At 70.6% G+C, this 18,177-nt stretch carries 14 protein-coding genes; 6 read left to right on the top strand and 8 right to left on the bottom strand.

Annotation, left to right across the window (positions count from 1 at the left end):
* Entirely contained in the window at window positions 1–1,326 is a 1,326-nt protein-coding gene (locus tag ACSHV8_RS46085) for an outer membrane protein assembly factor BamB family protein (RefSeq protein ID WP_436526827.1), read from the top strand.
* Between the two features lie 26 nt (window positions 1,327–1,352).
* Complete coding sequence (locus ACSHV8_RS46080; protein ID WP_436526826.1) at window positions 1,353–2,666, top strand: hypothetical protein; 1,314 nt, start codon at window positions 1,353–1,355, stop codon at window positions 2,664–2,666.
* Here the strand turns inward: ACSHV8_RS46080 and prfA are convergent.
* The gene (gene prfA, locus ACSHV8_RS46075) at window positions 2,650–3,741 is read right to left on the bottom strand and encodes a peptide chain release factor 1 (protein ID WP_436526825.1); all 1,092 of its coding nucleotides are present in this window, start codon (window positions 3,739–3,741) and stop codon (window positions 2,650–2,652) included. The genes ACSHV8_RS46080 and prfA overlap by 17 nt on opposite strands.
* An 87-nt stretch (window positions 3,742–3,828) precedes the next feature.
* Window positions 3,829–4,053 (bottom strand): 50S ribosomal protein L31, encoded by a 225-nt coding sequence (gene rpmE / locus ACSHV8_RS46070; protein ID WP_221324145.1) that lies wholly within the window; start codon window positions 4,051–4,053, stop codon window positions 3,829–3,831.
* A gap of 197 nt (window positions 4,054–4,250) precedes the next feature.
* Here rpmE and ACSHV8_RS46065 point away from each other — a divergent pair, with 197 nt between their 5' ends.
* From ACSHV8_RS46065 to ACSHV8_RS46055, 3 genes are read left to right on the top strand one after another with little or no spacing between them, the layout of a single operon-like run.
* The gene (locus ACSHV8_RS46065) at window positions 4,251–5,321 is read left to right on the top strand and encodes an RNA ligase (RefSeq protein WP_436526824.1); all 1,071 of its coding nucleotides are present in this window, start codon (window positions 4,251–4,253) and stop codon (window positions 5,319–5,321) included.
* Entirely contained in the window at window positions 5,318–6,214 is an 897-nt protein-coding gene (locus tag ACSHV8_RS46060; protein WP_436526823.1) for an AAA family ATPase, read from the top strand. Before ACSHV8_RS46065 ends, ACSHV8_RS46060 begins: the two co-directional genes overlap by 4 nt.
* Before the next feature lies 1 nt (window position 6,215).
* Window positions 6,216–6,836 (top strand): RNA ligase family protein, encoded by a 621-nt coding sequence (locus ACSHV8_RS46055; RefSeq protein WP_436526822.1) that lies wholly within the window; start codon window positions 6,216–6,218, stop codon window positions 6,834–6,836.
* Window positions 6,837–7,226: 390 nt separating this feature from the next.
* Here the strand turns inward: ACSHV8_RS46055 and ACSHV8_RS46050 are convergent, their stop codons facing one another.
* From ACSHV8_RS46050 to ACSHV8_RS46030, 5 genes are all read right to left on the bottom strand, one after another.
* A complete protein-coding gene (locus tag ACSHV8_RS46050) occupies window positions 7,227–8,396 on the bottom strand; it encodes a nitric oxide synthase oxygenase (RefSeq protein WP_436526821.1) in 1,170 nt (389 codons plus the stop codon).
* Window positions 8,397–8,530: 134 nt separating this feature from the next.
* Window positions 8,531–10,660, bottom strand: a complete 2,130-nt coding sequence (rho, locus tag ACSHV8_RS46045; protein ID WP_436526820.1) for a transcription termination factor Rho — start codon at window positions 10,658–10,660, stop codon at window positions 8,531–8,533.
* A 298-nt stretch (window positions 10,661–10,958) separates the two neighbouring features.
* Window positions 10,959–11,903: a homoserine kinase gene (thrB, locus tag ACSHV8_RS46040; RefSeq protein ID WP_436526819.1), complete on the bottom strand. Its 945-nt coding sequence runs from the start codon at window positions 11,901–11,903 to the stop codon at window positions 10,959–10,961.
* A 9-nt stretch (window positions 11,904–11,912) separates the two neighbouring features.
* Window positions 11,913–13,157 carry an MFS transporter gene (locus tag ACSHV8_RS46035; RefSeq protein ID WP_436526818.1) on the bottom strand — a complete coding sequence of 415 codons (1,245 nt, stop codon included), beginning with the start codon at window positions 13,155–13,157 and terminating at the stop codon, window positions 11,913–11,915.
* A gap of 78 nt (window positions 13,158–13,235) precedes the next feature.
* A complete protein-coding gene (locus tag ACSHV8_RS46030) occupies window positions 13,236–16,478 on the bottom strand; it encodes an efflux RND transporter permease subunit (protein ID WP_436526817.1) in 3,243 nt (1,080 codons plus the stop codon).
* A 39-nt stretch (window positions 16,479–16,517) separates the two neighbouring features.
* On the opposite strand from ACSHV8_RS46030, the gene ACSHV8_RS46025 reads away from it, so the two are divergent.
* Window positions 16,518–17,084 carry a MarR family transcriptional regulator gene (locus ACSHV8_RS46025; RefSeq protein WP_436526816.1) on the top strand — a complete coding sequence of 189 codons (567 nt, stop codon included), beginning with the start codon at window positions 16,518–16,520 and terminating at the stop codon, window positions 17,082–17,084.
* Here the strand turns inward: ACSHV8_RS46025 and thrC are convergent.
* Entirely contained in the window at window positions 17,070–18,119 is a 1,050-nt protein-coding gene (gene thrC, locus ACSHV8_RS46020; protein WP_436526815.1) for a threonine synthase, read from the bottom strand. The two genes, ACSHV8_RS46025 and thrC, sit on opposite strands and share 15 nt — an antisense overlap.
* Between the last annotated feature and the right edge of the window lie 58 nt (window positions 18,120–18,177).

Below are 18,177 nucleotides of genomic sequence, written 5' to 3'. Positions count from 1 at the left end.
GTGGATCATCCCGAACCGGATCCGCCGGACGGGACCCGCATGTCCGTGATCGAGCTCGGGGATCTCAGTTCGCCGACCGCCGACCCGCCGCCACCGTCGTCCCGGCCGGCGGCGCGTTTCCGTGGATGGCCGCTGGTCGTGGCGCTGCTCTGCGCGCTCGCGCTGGGCGCGTCCGCCGCTCCCCCGCCGCCGCTGGTCCGGCAGCTGTGGACGACCGGCGCGACCGAGCAGGACGGTTTCGCGATCGGCGCCGACGCCGTCTACGTCGTCCGCCGGACCGGAATGACCGCGTACGACCTGGCCACCGGCGCTGTCCGCTGGCGCCGGGCCTCGCCCCTGCGCTACGGCGACCTGACCACGATGCAGGTCACCGACGGCATGGTGCTGCTGGGCGGCCCGCCCGAGTTCGTCACCGCCCCCGGCTACCCGTCGGCCGCGATGGCCTTCCCGACCGAGCTGATCGCCCTGGACGCGGCCACCGGCGCCGACCGCTGGCGCTCACCCGGCGAGGTGTTCCGGACCACCCCCGACGCGGTGCTGCTGGCCGACCGGGACGCGCACGGCGAACTGCACACGATGCGGATGGTCGGCGCCCGCGACGGCGTCGTCCGCTGGACCCGGCCGCTGACCCGCGCGCTCGATCTGCGACCCGGGCCGGGGCAGATCGTGGCCACGGCCATCGGCGAGATCGCGACGTACCGCTACGACGACGGCACGCCGATCGCCACCCGCCCCATCGAGACCGGCGACGACTGGCAGAACAGCGCCACCCTGCTCGACGACGACCGGCTCTTCGTGACCCGGGCCGACCCGCGCGGCGCGACGATCACGGCGTACCGGCTGGACGACCTGAGCACGCTCTGGAGCCGGCGGACCCTCCGGGGCGCCGACGTGACCGGGTGCGGCCCGGTCATCTGCCTGTCCAGCGGCGCCGAACTGTCCGGCCTGGACGCGGCCACCGGCACGACCCGCTGGTCCAGGACCGGGTGGGCCGGTGTCGACGTGGCCGGATCGGGCCGGCTGCTGGCGTACAGCACGTCCGAGTCGCCCGAGCACGCCCTGATGGACGCGGCGACCGGCCAGGTGCTCGGCCGGCCCGCCCCGGGGTGGCCGACGCCCACCGGCGGCTCCGACGGGACGGACACCCTGATCCGGGCCAGCACCACCGACCCGGACCGCAGCGTGGTCAGCCGGATCGACTCGGCCGCCGGGCGGATCATCCCGATCGGCACGATCGCCTCCCCGGCCACCGGCCCCTGCTCGGGTGGCGGCCGGTTCCTGCTCTGCCGTCGCCCGGACGCGCTCGTGGTGACTGCGCTGGGGTGACGCGGCGTCCTAGGATCGGCGGCACCATGGCCATCATCGAGCTGGGCGACGTCAGCGCGCCGGAATTCGCCGAGGAGCCGCTCGTGCCGGCGTCCTCGCGCCACCGCTTCGGGTTCGTCCGACCGATCGCGGCCGCCCTCGCGGTGATCTGCGCGCTCGCCCTCACCGGCTCCGGGCAGCCGTCCCCGCCGTCGGTGACCGAGAGCTGGTCGGCCGAGATCGGCCTGGAGACCTGGCCGTACGTGTTCGGTGACATCGTGCTGGTCAGCAGCGGCACACCCGGCACCACCCCCGACATCGCCGCGTACGACGTGGTCACCGGCCGCGTGTTGTGGACCGGGCACGACGACCAGATCACCCAGTGGCTCAACCCGGACCCGGACAGTCAGCAGCTCTACGCCCCGGCAACCGTCCGTCAGGTCGTGCTCCCCGACGGCAACATGGTCTTCGGCCTCGACACCCGGGCCGTGGACGCCCACACCGGCCGGACACTCTGGCAGCGCTCCGGCAACGAACTGGCCGCCACCGCCGACCAGGTCCTGCTCGGTGACCGCGACGACCAGGGCCGGGTCACCGGGCTGCACCTGGTCCGGGCCGCCGACGGCACCTCGATCTGGGACCGCGCGATCGCCGTCACCGACAACCTGGTCGTCTCCGAGGGCCCGGCCGAGACCGCGCGGATCGTCGCCAAGAGCGAGACCGGCGAGCTGAGCACGCTGCGCTGGTCGGACGGTGTCACGCTGGCCCGCCGCCAGGGCAGCCGGCCGGACGGCACGCTCGGCTGGGGTCCGCAGGTTCTGGGCGACCAGTTCTACGACGTACGGACCGACGCACCCGACACCACCGTGATCGCGTACCGGACCGACACCCTCACCGAACTGTGGCGCTACCAGGACACCGGCGAGGTCTACGTCCAGGACTGCGGGCCGGTCCTCTGCGTCAACGACATCCACCTGACCAATGGCGTCGACCCGGCCACCGGCGTACGGAAATGGAAGCTCCCCAGCGGCAACGTCACCCCACTCGACCACGGCCGCCTGCTGTTCGGCGGCAGCCGCGATATGGCCACCGAGAGCTCGGTGGTCGACGCGGTCACCGGCCGCACGATCGGTACCGCGCCGCACGGCACCCAGGCCGTCGCCCTGGACGACGGGCGCCTGTTCGCGCTCGGCGACACCAGAACCGCGCCCTACCGGGTGACGATCTCCCGCTGGGACCCGGTGACCGGCCGCAGCGAACTGATCGGCGCGGTCCCCGGACGATCCGACACCTGCCAGGCCCACGGGCAACGGCTGATCTGCACCAGCTCCGGCCGGCTCGGCGTCACTGACGTCGGATGACCTCGGAGTCACCGGCCAGACGGGCCTCGCGGTCGGCCGCGGCCAGCGCGTCCAGTACCCCGTCGAGCTCGCCGCCGAGCACCAGATCCAGGTTGTACGCGGTGTAGCCGATCCGGTGGTCGGTGATCCGGTTCTGCGGGAAGTTGTAGGTCCGTACGCGCTCGGAGCGGTCCACCGTGCGCACCTGCGCCTTGCGGGCGTCACCGGCCGCCGCGTCCGCCGCCTCCTGGGCCTGGGCCAGCAGCCGGGACCGCAGGATGCGCATCGCCGATTCCTTGTTCTGCAGCTGGCTCTTCTCGTTCTGGCAGCTCACCACCGTCCCGGTCGGCAGGTGGGTGATCCGCACGGCCGAGTCGGTGGTGTTGACCGACTGCCCACCCGGACCGGACGAACGGTAGACGTCGATCCGCAGGTCACCCGGCTCGATCTGGACGTCGACGTCCTCGGCCTCGGGCAGCACCAGCACGCCGGCCGCCGAGGTGTGGATCCGGCCCTGCGACTCGGTGACCGGGACACGCTGCACCCGGTGCACGCCGCCCTCCCACTTCATCCGGGACCAGACGCCGTGACCGCCCTCGGGCACGCCCTTCGTCTTCACCGCCACCGAGATGTCCTTGACGCCGCCGAGGTCCGACTCCTGCGAGTCGATCACCTCGACCACCCAGCCGTGCCGCTCCGCGTAGCGGGTGTACATGCGCAGCAGGTCACCGGCGAACAGCGCCGACTCCTGGCCGCCCTCGCCCGCCTTGATCTCGATGATCACGTCCTTGGCGTCGCTCGGGTCGCGCGGCATGAGCATCTCGCCGAGCTTCTCCTCCAGCACCGGGATCGTCGCGGCGACCGCCTCGACCTCGGACGCGAACGCCGAGTCCTCGGCCGCCAGTTCCCGGGCCGCGGCCAGGTCCTCCCGGGCCGCCTCCAGCTCCGCGTTGGCCGAATAGATCGGCGCCAGCTCGGCGAAACGCCGGCCGACCCGGCGGACCAGCGCCTGGTCGGAGTGGATGGACGGGTCCTCCATCCGCTTCTCCAGGTCCGCGTACTCGGCGAGAAGCATGTTCAAACGGTCGTTGCTCATCGGTCTCTCCCGGGCTGGACATGAAAAAACGGACGCACACGCGAACGGCGCCCGCCCCGGAATCCGGGACGGGCGCCGTTGAAGCAGTTACTTCTTCTTCGCGGCGTTGACCTTGGCGTACTTCGCCTGGAACTTCGCAACCCGGCCCGCGGTGTCGAGGACGCGCTGCTTGCCGGTGTAGAACGGGTGGCAGGCGCTGCAGGTCTCGACGCGGATCTCGCCGCCCTTGGCGGTGCTACGGGTCGTGAAGGTCTCGCCGCAGGAGCAGATGACCTCGGTGGTCGTGTACTCCGGGTGGATGCCGCTCTTCATGTCTTCTCGGTCCCTCTCGATGATGCGGGTCGCCGGGTCGCCCTGTGATGAATGAGGACGGGAACCGGAACCCTTACTGGCCGATGTACCAGTCTGCCAGATCCCCGGTAGCTGCCGGAAATCAGGAGGTGCAACTGGTTTCGTGCGTCATAACGTGAGCGCCCGTCCGGTAATTCCCGCTCACCGAGGAACCTGTCATGACGCTGCTCCACGACGTATTCGATCCGGTCACGCTGGCCGAAGCGGTCGATCACGGGCTGATCCGGACGCAGCGTCATCCGAGCCGGCCGTTCACGATCTACAACTACACCGAGGCCTGTCAGTACAGCGGCGCCTGGTCGCCGGTCACGCTCGCCTGCCGCGGCCTGATCGTGGACGCCGACCTGAGGCTCGTCGCGCGCGGGTACGGCAAGTTCTTCAACCACACGGAGAGCCAGGCCCCGACGCTCGCGCCGGGGGCGGCGGTGACGGTGACCGACAAGGTCGACGGGAGCCTGGGGATCGTCTACCACGACGGGACCGGGTGGGCCGTCGCCACGCGCGGGTCGTTCGCCTCTGACCAGGCGATTCATGCGACGCGGACGCTGCGTGCGCGCTACCCGTCGTTCGTCCCGCCGGACGGACTGACCGTTCTGGTGGAGATCATCTACCCGGCCAACAAGATCGTCGTGGACTACCGGGGGCTGGACGACCTGGTGCTGCTCGGAGCGGTGGAGATCGCCACCGGCCGCTCGCACGGGCCGGAGGCGGTGCCGGACTGGCCGGGCCCGGTGGTCGAGACGTTCGGGTACGCGACGCTGGCCGAGGCGCTCGCCGCTCCCCCGCGGGACGGCCGGGAGGGGCTGGTCGTGCACTTCACCGCGACCGACCAGCGAGTGAAGATCAAGTACGCCGATTACGTACGTCTCCACCGGCTGGTGACCGGTCTCACCTCGCGTACCGTCTGGGAGATCCTGGCCACCGGCGGCAGCCTGGACGCGCTGCTGGCGCCGCTCCCGGACGAGTTCCACGTCTGGGCCCGGGGCATCGCCGCGCAGCTGACGGCCGAGGTCGACGAGCGCGCCGCGGCGGTCGAGGCGGCGTACGACGCCCTGGTCGCGGCCCTGCCGGCGGGCTGGGGTCGCAAGGAGTTCGCGCTCGCCGCGGTGCGCAGCCCGCACCGGGGCGAGTTGTTCCAGCGTCTGGACGGTCACGACTACCGTCCGGGCCTGTGGCAGCGGGCGCGCCCGTCGGTGGACGGGCCGGCCGTACGAGGAGCCGAGGAATGACACGACTGCTGATCACGCGGGGCCTGCCCGCGTCCGGGAAGACCACGTTCGCGCGCAAGCTGCAGCCGGGTGTGGTCCGGGTGAACCGGGACGACCTGCGGCGGATGCTGCACGGGCGGCGCCTGTTCACGCAGGCGGCCGAGTCGCAGGTCACGCACGCGCAGCGGGCCGCGGTGGAGGCGCTGCTGCGGACCCGCGGGTCGGTGATCGTGGACGACACGAATCTGCGGTCCCGGACCGTACGGGAGTGGGCCGAGATGGCCGCCCGGTACAACGCGTCGTTCGAGGTGCACGACTTCACCGACGTCCCGCTGGAGGAGTGTCTCCGGCGGGACGCCGGACGGCCGGAGGACGACCGGGTCGGCGAGGCCGCGATCCGCCGGATGCACGAGCGTTTCCTGGCCGGACGGAACCTGCCGCTGCCGGTGCCGTTCGTCGACCCGGGCGGGCCGGGTGTGATCTACGACCCGGATCCGGGGCTGCCGCCGGTGGTGCTGGTGGACATCGACGGGACGGTCGCGCTGATGGCCGGCCGGAGCCCGTACGACTGGCATCGGGTCGGTTCGGACGAGCCGAATCCGTCGGTGATCGCGGCGGTCCGGGCGATGCACGCGGCCGGGCACGCGATCGTCTTCTGCTCGGGGCGCGACGAGGTGTGCCGGGCCGAGACGCAGGCGTGGCTCGACCTGTTCGTCGACGTGCCGTACGAGGCTCTGTTCATGCGGCCGGAAGGGGACAGCCGTAAGGACTCGGTGGTCAAGCGCGAGATCTTCGACGAGAAGATCCGGGACCGATGGCGGGTCGTGGGGGTTTTCGACGACCGGCAGCAGGTGGTACGTATGTGGCGTGCGCTCGGCCTGACGGTGTTTCAGGTGGCGGAGGGGGACTTCTGAGGTGGTGAAGTATCCGCGTACGTTCCATCTGCCGGATTCTCCGGGCGCGTCCGGCGACGACCGGATCCAGACGGATCTGTCGTGGCTGGACGGCGAACTCGTGGTGACCGAGAAGATGGACGGCGGGAACCTCACCTTCACCCGCGACGCCATGTACGCGCGTTCGGTCGACTCCGGCACCCACCCGTGGGATCGGCCGGCCAAGGCGTTGTGGGCGATGACGGCGTACAAGATCCCGGACGAGTGGCGGGTCTGCGGCGAGTCGATGTGGGCTCGCCGCAGTGTCGCCTACGCCGATCTGCCCGGGGTGTTCCTGGTCTTCGGCATCTGGGACGAGACGGACACGCTGCTGGGCTGGGACGACACGGTCGACTGGGCGCGGCGTCTGGAGTTGCCGGTGGTGCCGGTGCTGTATCGCGGCGGCAGCCTGTCCGAGGCCCGCGCCGCCTGGGCCGCGCAGCGCGAGGAGAAGTCGTCCGAGGGCTTCGTGGTCCGCGCGGCCGGTCGCATCCCGGCCGCCGAATTCCCGCTCAAGCAGCTCAAATGGGTCCGCGCCGAGCACGTCCGCACCGAGGCGGCCTGGCGCCACCGCGACGACTTCGCGGTCAACGAGTTCGCCTGAAAACCCCTTTTTCCCGTACGTCGTGAGCCAGCGCCCGCCTCCACCCGACGCGATGCCGCCTGGGGTCCGGGCCCGGCCGCGGCTCCGGGGTTGGGCTGGTGCTCACGGCTGCAAAACGGGCTTTTTGGAGCCGTGAGCACCAGCCGAGCCCGGGAGCGCGGCTGGGGCCGGGGTGGCAGCGGCGTTGCGGGGCCGGCGGGCAGGGCTCGGACGAGCCGTGGGATCCCGTGAATGGGGTTGTTGCTCTGACCGCAACCACCCGACCACATCGCCCTTGCGGGCCTCGCGTTCTGGGCGCGCCAGCGCCCTGCGAGGACCGGAAGGGTCCCCGCGGGAGCGACGATCTGGACCACCGCGGACCGGGGCAATGAGGAATTTGATCTTGATTTTTCAGCCTCGATGGGGGCAGCGGCGCATGCCCTCGCTGGCCAGGGCGGCCGCCTCGTCGTCGAGGTAGAAGGCCGGGCGCAGGTCCATCTCCTCGTAGTAGCGGTGGAAGACCGGGGTGATGCCGCCGGACATGGGCGGCACGATCCAGCTCCAGTCGGCCGGGACCGGGCGGCCGGCCCTGCGCTCGTTGTCGAGGTGCTTGAGGAAGCGCCGGGACTCGGTGTGGTGGTCGCTCATCTTGACGCCGGCCTGTTCGAAGCTGTGCAGCACGGCGAGGTTGAGTTCGAGCAGCGCGCGGTCGCGCCAGAGCGACGATTCGCGGGTGGTGTCCAGGTTCAGACGCGCGGCGATCACCGGCAGCAGGTCGTAGCGGTCCTCGTCGGCGAGGTTGCGGGCGCCGATCTCGGTGCCCAGGTACCAGCCGTTGAACGGGGCGAGCGGGTAGTGCACGCCGCCGATGGTCAGGCGCATGTTGGAGATCGCCGGGACCGCGTGCCAGCGCAGGCCCAGCTCGGTGAACCAGGAGTACTCGGGGTGGGTGATCGGCACCTCCCGGATGGCGCGTTCGGGCAGCTCGTAGAGGCGGATCCCGTCGGCCGGGGTCTCGATCACCAGCGGGAGCACGTCGAATGCCTCCCCCTTGCCCTGCCAGCCGAAGGCCCGCACCGCGGTGGTGAACTCCCGCAGCCGCGGGTCGCCGATCGGCACCCCGTCCTCGGCCCGGTAACCGGCGTAGCGGATCAACTGCTCATTCCAGACCCGCGCGTACGGCTGGCCGGGGCGAGCCGGCGCAAAGACACTGATCACCGGCCGGATCTGTCCGTCCCCGGCGGTCTGCAGGTGCTGAACGAGAAGCGAGTAGATCTCGTCGGCGGTCCGGGCCCGGCGGCGGTCGAGCACGAGCAGGCTGCGCCAGTAGAGCCGGCCGATGCAGCGGCTCGCGTTGCGCCAGGCCATCCGGGCGCCGTGGGTCAGCTCGTCCGGGGTGTGCACGTAGGTGCCGGTGGCGGCGATCTGCGCGCGGACGATGGCCAGGCGTGGCTCGACCGGCCCGAGTCGTGGATTCTCGGTGTAGCAGCGGCGCAGGAAATCCTCCGCCTCGGCGGGGTCGGCGGGTGCGTCCGGATCCCAGGGCTCGGTGGGGTGGTCCCGGTATCCGGGCACGAGCATCTGATTGCCTCCGGAGAATCGAGGGATGGGGATACCGGAGGTTCGCACGACCCCGTACGGGGCGAATCAGACAACGTGTGCGATAAACGCGACGAGCCCCACCCGATCGGGTGGGGCTCGTCGTTTTTGTGCGTTTATTCGCCAGGAGTGGACTTGGCGATCTGCATCAGGAACTCGATGTTGGTCCGGGTCTGCTTGAGCCGGTCCATCAACAGGTCCAGAGCGGCGCCGGACTCCAGCGAGCTGAGCACCTTGCGGAGCTTGTGGATGATCGCCAGCTCCTCCTTGCCCAGCAGGATCTCTTCCTTACGGGTGCTGGAGGCGGAGACGTCCACGGCCGGGAAGACCCGCTTGTCGGCGATCTTCCGGTCGAGCTTGAGCTCGGCGTTACCCGTGCCCTTGAACTCCTCGAAGATGACCGTGTCCATCATCGACCCGGTCTCCACCAGCGCGGTCGCGAGAATGGTGAGCGAGCCACCGTTCTCGATGTTGCGCGCCGCGCCGAGGAAGCGCTTCGGCGGGTAAAGGGCGGTCGAGTCGATACCACCGGACATGATGCGGCCCGAGGCGGGCGCGGCCAGGTTGTACGAGCGGCCCAGACGCGTCACCGAGTCGAGCAGCACGACCACGTCGTGGCCCAGCTCGACCAGCCGCTTGGCCCGCTCGATGGCGAGCTCGGCGACCGTGGTGTGGTCCTGCGGCGGACGGTCGAACGTGGCCGCGATGACCTCGCCCTTCACCGTGCGCTGCATGTCGGTGACCTCTTCCGGCCGCTCGTCCACGAGCACGACCATCAAGTGGCACTCGGGGTTGTTGCGGGTGATGGCGTTGGCCAGAGCCTGCAGGACCATCGTCTTACCGGCCTTCGGCGGGGAGACGATGAGCGCGCGCTGGCCCTTACCGATCGGCATCACCAGGTCGATGATGCGGGTCGTGAGGATGTGCGGCTCGGTCTCCAGCCGCAGACGCTCCTGCGGGTAGAGCGGCGTCAGCTTGTAGAACTCGGGACGCCGGCGGGCCTCGTCGGGCTCCATGCCGTTGATGGTGTCCAGGCGGACCAGCGGGTTGTACTTGTCCCGCCGCTGCCCGTCACCGTCACGCGGAGCCGACCGCACGGCGCCGGTGACCGCGTCGCCGCGGCGCAGCCCGTACTTCTTGACCTGCGACATCGAGACGTAGACGTCGTTCGGCCCGGAGAGGTAACCGGTGGTGCGGACGAACGCGTAGTTGTCCAGCACGTCCAGGATGCCGGCGACCGGGACGAGAACCTCGTCGTCGGTCACGTGCGGCTCGCGGCCACCGCCGTCACGACGGTTGTCCTCACGCTGCGGCGCGTCGTCGCGGTCACGGCCGCGGCGACGGTCACGGAAGCGGCTGCGCCGGCTCCGGCGGCCACCCTCGCCGTCGTTGTCGTCGTCGTCGTGACCCTGGTCGGCGCGGGGACCCCGGTCGCCGCCGGTGCGGTCGTTGTCCCGCGGGCCACGGTCGTTGCGGTCGTTGTCGCGCGGACCGCGGTCGTTACGGTCGTTGTCCCGCGGACCACGCTCGGTGCGGTCGTTGTCGCGCGGACCACGCTCGGTGCGGTCGTTGTCCCGCGGACCACGCTCGGTGCGCTCGGAACGCTCGCCGCGCTCCGGACGCTCGCCGTCGCGCGGGTTGCGCTGCCGGTCACGGTTGCGGTCACCACGCTCCGGGCGCTCGGCCCGCTCGGTGGTGTCGGCCGGGGCGACCGGTGCGGCCGGGGCCTCGATGACGGCGGGTGCGGCCTCGGCCTGCACCGGGGCGGCCTCACGAGGTGCCGTGTCACGGGGCGCCGACTCGCGGGGCGTCGTGTCACGGGCGGCCCGCTCGCGGCTGCGCCGGGACGGGCGCTCCGCGGCCGGGGCGGTCTCGGCGGCCGGTGGGGCGGCCGGAGTGGTCTCGGCCGGGGCTGCGGTTTGCGGCGTCTCGGCCGGAGCCGGCTGAGCGGGCGCCTGGACCGGGGCCGGCTGGGCCGGGGCGACGGCCTCGCTCCGCGGACGCGGGGCCGGCTCGGCGGCGGACGAGCCGCCGCTCTGCCGCTCGGAGATCGCGGTGATCAGCTCACCCTTGCGCATCCGGGCGGTGCCGGAGATGCCGAGGGAAGCGGCGAGGCTCTGCAACTCGGGCAGCAGCATCGCGGACAGCCCGGTGCCGCCGCGGCGGCGCTTCGTGGCGGTCGCGGTGGTGCCGGCGCCGTCAGCGACGTCAGAAACACCCGACGTCACGTCGGTGGTGTCGCTCAATGGATTCCTTCCGTCGGAAATACCCGAGATCACCCGGAACTGCAGCCTGGGCCGGGTGCCCTCGGAAACCCGCTTCGCAGCAGCGGCGCGGGGTTTTTCGTACTGCACGGCAGCTCGACGGTTTCCCTGCCCGTCATACCTTGACGGGTAGGTCTCGGCGAGTGCAGCGATCTATGCACTGCTGCCCGGCGTATGCCTTGATGAGAAGTGAGATGAGCCAGGACGGCCCAGAAATCTCGGGGGTGCGCCGAACCGCAGAGATCGCTTGCTTCGCGGCTGTGCTAGGTCTAGAGCGTAATCAACTCTTGCGACCTGCGGCAACAGGACCCCGCTCGGCGTGTTCCACCATACCCCCTTTCACAACAGCACCGGCGCCGTCCACGCCCAGCACTTCGCTGTGCCAGTGCGCGCCCGGGTGGAAATCGCCCGGGACCTCGGTCAATGCCAGGACGGTGGGACCGGCGCCACTGACCACGGCGGCCACGCCGACCGAGCGCAGGGCCGACACCAGCGACGCCGTGCCCGGCATGCCACTGGCCCGATAACCCTGGTGCAGGCGATCCTCGGTGGCCGGGAACAGCAGCGCCGGATCACTCGTCAGAGCATGCGTGAGCAGGGCCGACCGGCCCGCGTTGAAGGCGGCGTCGCGGTGCGGCACGTCGGCCGGCAGCGCGGCCCGCGCGGTCGCGGTGTAACCACGCTCGGACGGGATGAAGACCGTGGGGCGTACGCCCTCGGCCGGGTTCAACCGCACGGCCCGCGCGCCTGTTCCCTCGGTCCACGCGACGGTGAAACCGCCGAGCAGGCACGGCGCGACGTTGTCGGGATGCCCCTCGATCTTCGCCGCGATGCGCAGCGCGGCCTCGTCGTCGATCAGCTCGAAACCGTCCCGGACCAGACCACGGGCCAGTTGCACGCCGCCGACGATGGCCGCCGAGGAACTGCCCAGGCCGCGAGCCTGCGGGATGCGGTTGAGGCAGCGCACGGCCAGGCCGGGCGGACGCTCGCCGAACTCGTCGAACGTGTGCAGCATGGCCCGCACGACCAGGTGATCCTCGCCGATCGGCAGCTCACCGGCGCCCTGCCCGCTCACCTCGACGGTGAAGCCGCCGTCGGTGACCCGGGCGGTCAGATCGTCGTGCAGGGTCAGCGCGAGGCCCAGCGCGTCGAAGCCCGGGCCCAGGTTCGCGCTGGTCGCCGGGGTGCTGACGGAAACCGGATCGGTGACGAAGGTCAGGCCCATCGCCACATGCTAGGGCTTGATCATCTCAGGGTGATCGTCGCGCCCGGACAATCCCGCCATCCGGCGTGTGCCCAGCCACCAGCCGATCGCGTAGACCACCGTGATCAGCCCGCACCCGGCCAGCACGACCGACATGTCGACGTGGTCGACGACGGCGCTGGCGGCGAGCTGGCTGACCGCGATGGAGAGTGTGGCCAGCATCAGATCGGTGGCGAAGACCCGGCCGCGGAGCCGGTCCGGAACCTCGGCCTGCAGCACGAAGTTGGAGAGGAACCAGTTCGTGCCGCCGGCGAAGTGCGCGACGAAGACCAGCAGCAACACCGCCGGGAACCACGGGCTGAACGCGACCCCGATGTAGCCGAGACCGTAGAGCGCCATCGACAGCGCCAGGCCGGGCAGCAACCAGGAACGGCGGGTCAGCACCGGGCGCATCAGGAACGGGCCGAACAGGGCGCCGGCGCCGCGGACGGCGAAGAGCAGCCCGGCGCCGAGCGCCCCGGCCCCGTGCGCGACCGCGATCAGCGGGAACACGGTCAGGACACCGTTGCCGAGCCCGACCGCCGACTTGACCGTGACCAGGGCGGTGATCCGCGGGCGGGCCCGGATGTAGGCGAGCGCCTCGCGCAGCGCCCGCAACGGCCGCGGATGCTCGCCCTCGACGGCGTGACCGGCCTGCAGCGGGCGGCGGACCAGGGCGGTGAACAGGCTGCCGGCCAGCAGACAGGCGGCGGTGACCGAGAAGCACGCGTACGGCCCGAAGGCGTTGCTGACCACGCCGCCCAGCGACGCGCCGAGCACGGTCATGGTGCCCCAGGCCGAGCCGGAGATCGCGTTGGCGGCCGGCAGGTCGGCCGGCTCGACCACGTTGGGCAGGGCGGCCGAGCTGGCCGGCTGGTAGAACGCCTTGGCCACGGCCATCGCCCCGATCGCGACCAGGGCCAGCGGCGCGGTGGCGGCCGAGCGGACCGCGAAGAGCACCAGCACCGCGGCGAACGAGGCGAGATTGGCGCCGATCAGGATCTTGCGGCGGTCCAGGCGGTCGGCGATCGTCCCGGTGTACGGCAGCAGCAGCGCGTTGATCCCGGTGTCCACGGCCAGCACCAGACCGCCCCAGAAGCCGTGCCCGGTGAGCTCCGGCAGCAGCACCAGCAGCGGGACCATGACGAACCAGTCGGCCCCGAAGACCACCAGCTCAGCGGCGAACAGACGGCGGAAGTCGCGATTGCGGGTAAGGACCGAGAGCGTTGCTGGCACGTACGGAATCTAGTCGTGGCCGGAAAAAGGCCGATGCCCGGCCGTGTGTGGCCGGGCATCGCAATCCTTATTTCTTGGTTATTTTTCCTGGGGCTTCTCCGGCCCCTTCGGCATCTTCAGCACCTCGAACTGGTCGGTGTACCCGCGCAGCGCGCCGTTGGGCGCCGGAGCGTCGTCGGGCACGGTGACCGGCTCCTCCGCCGGGGTCTCCGGGATCTCCGGAGTCTCCGCGACCTCGGGGGCGCCGGCCTTGCGGGCCCGCCTCACCTCACGCTTGCCCCGCCGCCGCTCCTTGCCGGACTCCACCATGGTGTACAGCGTCGGCACCAGCACCAAGGTCAGCAGTGTCGAGCTGACCAGGCCGCCGATCACCACGATGGCCAGCGGCTGGGAGATGAAACCACCCTCGCCGGTCAGGCCGAGCGCCATCGGGATGAGCGCGAAGATCGTCGCGATGGCGGTCATCAGGATCGGCCGCAGCCGGTGCCGGCCGCCCTCGATCACCGCCTCCTGCACGCCCATGCCCTCGGCCCGGTAGTGGTTGATCAGGTCCATCAGCACGATGGCGTTGGTCACCACGATGCCGACGAGCATCAGCACACCGATCAGCGCGGGAACGCCCAGCGGGGTGCCGGTGGCCAGCAGCAGGCCGATCGCGCCGGTCGACGCGAACGGGATGGAGACCAGCAGGATGATCGGCTGAACGATGCTGCGGAACGTCGCCACCATGATGATGAAGACGATCGCGATGGCGGCCAGCACGGCCAGGCCGAGCTGCTTGAACGCCTCCGCCTGGTCGGCGCTGACGCCACCGACCGAGGTCGACGCGCCGGCCGGCAGGGAGAGCCCGTCCAGCTTCGTGTTCAGGTCCTTGGTGACCTTGCTGAGGTCCGAGCCGGTGACCGTACCGGTGACCGTGGCGGTGCGGTTCCCGTCCGTCCGGGTCACCGCCTCCGGGCCGTTGACCTCCTTGACCTCGGCGACCGTGCTCAGCGGCACGAGACCCTTGGCGGTGGTCAGCGGCAGCGCCTTGAGCGCGGCGGTGTCGGCCGGGGCCGAGCCGAACGAGATGACCACGTCCTGGCTGACGCCGTCGATGGTGATCTTCCCGGCCGGGGCCGAGCGGAACACGCCGGCCACGGACTGGCCGATCTGGCCCTCGGTGAGGCCGGCGGCCGCGGCGGCCTTGCGGTTCACCACCACGTCCAGGCGCGGCACGCTGGCGGCCAGCGTCGAGTCCACGTCGGTGACGCCGGCCAGCCCGGCCATCGCGGTCTTGACCTGGTCGGTCGCGGTGGCCAGGGTGTCGTTGTCGGCCGCGGTGACCTCGACCGACAGCTCGGTGCTGCCCAGCCCCGAGCTCTCTTGACCGATCTTGATGTCGCCGGCGTCGGTGAGCTTCTTGAACTCGTCCCGCAGCTGGTCCGAGACCTGCTCGGCGTCGGCGTCCTCGTTCAGGCCGACCTGGAAGGACGCGGTGCCGGCGCCGCCGCCCCCGGCGAACGGGTTGGCCGAGTTGCCGCCGACGGTCACCTGGTACGTCGCCACGTCGTCGCGGTCGGCGATGATCGCCTCGACCTTCTTGGCCGCCTCGTCGGTGGCCGCCAGGCTGGTGCCGACCGGCAGCTCTTGGGTGACGGTGATGCTGTCCTGCCCGGACGAGTCCAGGAAGTTCGTCTTCAGGCCGGTGGAGAGCACGAACGTGCCGATCAGCACCACGATGCCGATCAGCACCGTGGTCCAGCGGCGGGTCGTGGCGAACTTGATGACCGGCAGGTAGCCGCGCTGCAGCGGGCTGCGCAGTTCCTTCTCCTCGGCGGCCCGGCGGATCGCCTCGGCCTGCTCGGCCCCACCCTTGGGCGGGCGCAGGAACCAGTAGGCCAGGACCGGGACCACGGTCAGGGCCACGAACAGCGACGCCAGCAGGGCCACCGTCACGGTGATGGCGAAGGACGCGAAGATCTGCCCGACCAGACCGCCGACCAGAGCGATCGGGGCGAAGACGGCGACCGTGGTGAGGGTGGAGGCGGTGACCGCGCCCGAGACCTCGCGAACCGCGGCCACGATGGCGTGGAGTTTCTCCTCGCCGTACTCCAGATGTCGTTTGATGTTCTCCAGGACGACGATCGAGTCGTCGACCACCCGGCCCACCGCGATGGTCAACGCGCCCAGGGTGAGCAGGTTCAGCGTGTAGTCGCCGACCCAGAGCGCGATGAGCGCGATCAGCACCGACAGCGGGATGGAGACCGCGGTGACGAGGGTCGAGCGGATGCTCAGCAGGAAGATCAGGATGACCACGACCGCCATCGCCAGGCCGAGCAGGCCCTCGATGGTCAGGCTCTTGATCGAGCGCTCGACGTAGGGCGCCTGGTCGGTGATGACGGTGAGCTTGGCGCCGGAGTCCTTCTCCAGGTCGGCCAGCTTGTCGCGGACCTGGTGGGAGATCTCGACCGGGTTGCCGTCGGGCCGCGCGGTGACCGCGATGCCCAGGCTGTCGGCGCCGTCGGTGCGGGTGTAGGAGTCGGCGGCCGGCAGCTTGCTCTCCACCGCGGCGACGTCACCCAGGCGCACCGGCCCGCGCGAACCGGTCAGATACACGTCCTGCAGCTGCTCGACCGTGGTGATCGGGGTGCCCACCTGCACGGTCAGCGACTTGCTGCCGTCGGTGACCGCGCCGGCCGGGATCGACACGCCGTTGGCCTGCAGCACCGTGGTCAGCGAGGCCGGGGAGATCCCCTGAGCGCCCATCTTGGCCAGATCCGGCGTGATCACGACCTGCTTGCTGCGCGCGCCGGTGACCTGGGTGTCACGCACCCCGGTGATCCCGTTCAGCTCCGGGACGACGGTTTCGTTCAGCTTGTTGAGCAGGTCGCTCTCGTCGCTGCCGCCCGAGGCGGCCAGCACGATGGCCGGGATGTCGTCGGTGCCGCCGGCGAAGACCTGCGGGTCGACGTCGTCCGGCAACTGGGACTGGATCCGGTTCAGCGAGGTGGTGACCTGGTTGACGGCGGACTGGATGTCCGTGCCGTAGTCGAACATGACCACGACGCTCGACACGTTCTCCCGCGAGGTGGAGGTGACCGTGTCGATGCCGTCGATGCCCTTGACAGCGTCCTCGATCGGCTTGGTGACCTGCGCCTCGACCGTCTCCGGGGAGGCACCGGGCAGGACCGCGCTGACGAACGCGGCGGGCAGCTCGATCGACGGGAACAGCTGCTGCTTCAAGGACGGGATCGCATAGAGGCCGAAGCCGCTGATCACAATCGCGATCAGGGCGACCAGACCTCGGTTGGCAAGGCTTAGCCGTGTCAGAGCTGACATGGGCGCTCCCCCGAGATAATTTCGTCCGACACTGATAGTTTGCCTGATGCGAACAAATGGTTTTCGATGGGGGTCCGCTGGTACCGTCCGTCATCAGATGGACTCAACGCGGCCATCGGCTCGTCACAAAAGGAGTGGGCGCTGAGCGAGAAAGAACAGCTCATCGCGGAGATCATGGGCGCGCAGATCCGGTTGCAGCACCTGTTCGCGGACGACCGATCCGATCCGCTCTTCTCGTCACATCTGACGATGTCCCAGTTGAAAATACTCTTGTTGCTGGCCCGGCACGGGACGTTGCCGGGCGGAGAGCTGGCCCGCGTGGTGGGCGTCGGCGCCGCCGCGCTCAGCGGCATGATCGACCGGCTCGTCGTGCAGGATCTGGTCACGCGCACGGAGGATCTGAACGACCGGCGCATCCGCCGGATCGGCCTCACGAAAGCGGGCACCGAGCTCATCGAGAGCATCATCACGGCGGGGATGACCAAACAGCGCGAGCTCCTCAGCCGTCTCACAGCTGAAGAGCTCGCGGTGGTGTCCCGGGCGTCGGCGATCCTGGTCCGGGAAGCGGCCGCCGCCCGGACCCAGGAGGAATCAGGCCAGGTCTAGCGCCTTGGCCGCGGTCAGGGCGTCGTTCGGGATCACGGTCGGCGAGGGCGCGGTCGAGATGGCCCACTCCGGGTCCTTCAGGCCGTGCCCGGTGACCGTGCAGACCACCCGCGACCCGGCCGGGATCTTGCCGGCCTCGGCCTGCTGGAGCAGACCGGCGACGCTGGCCGCGCTGCCCAGCTCGACGAAGACGCCGACCTCACGGGCGAGCAGACGGTACGCGTTCAGGATGTCCCGATCGGTCACGGCGGCGATCAGGCCACCCGACGAGTCACGCGCGTCGAGCGCCTTGGTCCAGCTGGCCGGGTTGCCGATGCGGATCGCAGTGGCGATGGTGGACGGCTGCTCCACCACCTTGCCGTTGACGATCGGGGCGGCGCCGGAGGCCTGGAAGCCGTACATCTTCGGCAGTCGCGTGCTGTTGCCGGCCTCCTTGTCCTCCTGGTAACCCATCCAGTACGCCGAGATGTTGCCGGCGTTGCCGACCGGGAGGCAGTGGATGTCGGGTGCGTCACCGAGCGCCTCGACGATCTCGAACGCGGCCGTCTTCTGCCCGTGCAGGCGGAAGATGTTCACCGAGTTGACCAGCGCGACCGGGAAGTCCTGGGAGAGCTTCGAGGCCAGCGCGAGACAGTCGTCGAAGTTGCCCTCGACCTGCAGCAGCCGGGCCCCGTGGACCAGGGCCTGGGACAGCTTGCCGAGCGCGATCTTGCCCTGCGGCACGAGCACGGCACAGCCGATCCCGGCCCGGGCCGCGTAGGCCGCCGCCGACGCCGACGTGTTGCCGGTGGACGCGCAGATGATCGTCTTCGCGCCCTCCTCGACCGCCTTGGAGACGGCCATGGTCATGCCCCGGTCCTTGAACGAACCGGTCGGGTTGGCGCCCTCCACCTTCAGGTAGACGTCCGCCCCGATCCGCTGGGACAGCACCGGCGCCGGCACCAGCGGCGTGTTGCCCTCGTGCAACGTGACCACCGGGGTGGCCTCGGTCACCGGGAGTCGGTCCCGGTACGCCTCGATCAGACCCCGCCACATGGCCGTTACTCCTCACTCGAGCTGGGCATTCGCGCACAGCGTGCCGCACTGATCCGAT

The sequence above is a fragment of the Actinoplanes sp. HUAS TT8 genome, assembly GCF_051380535.1.
Classification (GTDB): domain Bacteria; phylum Actinomycetota; class Actinomycetes; order Mycobacteriales; family Micromonosporaceae; genus Actinoplanes.
This window is presented reverse-complemented; position numbering and strand designations above follow the sequence as displayed.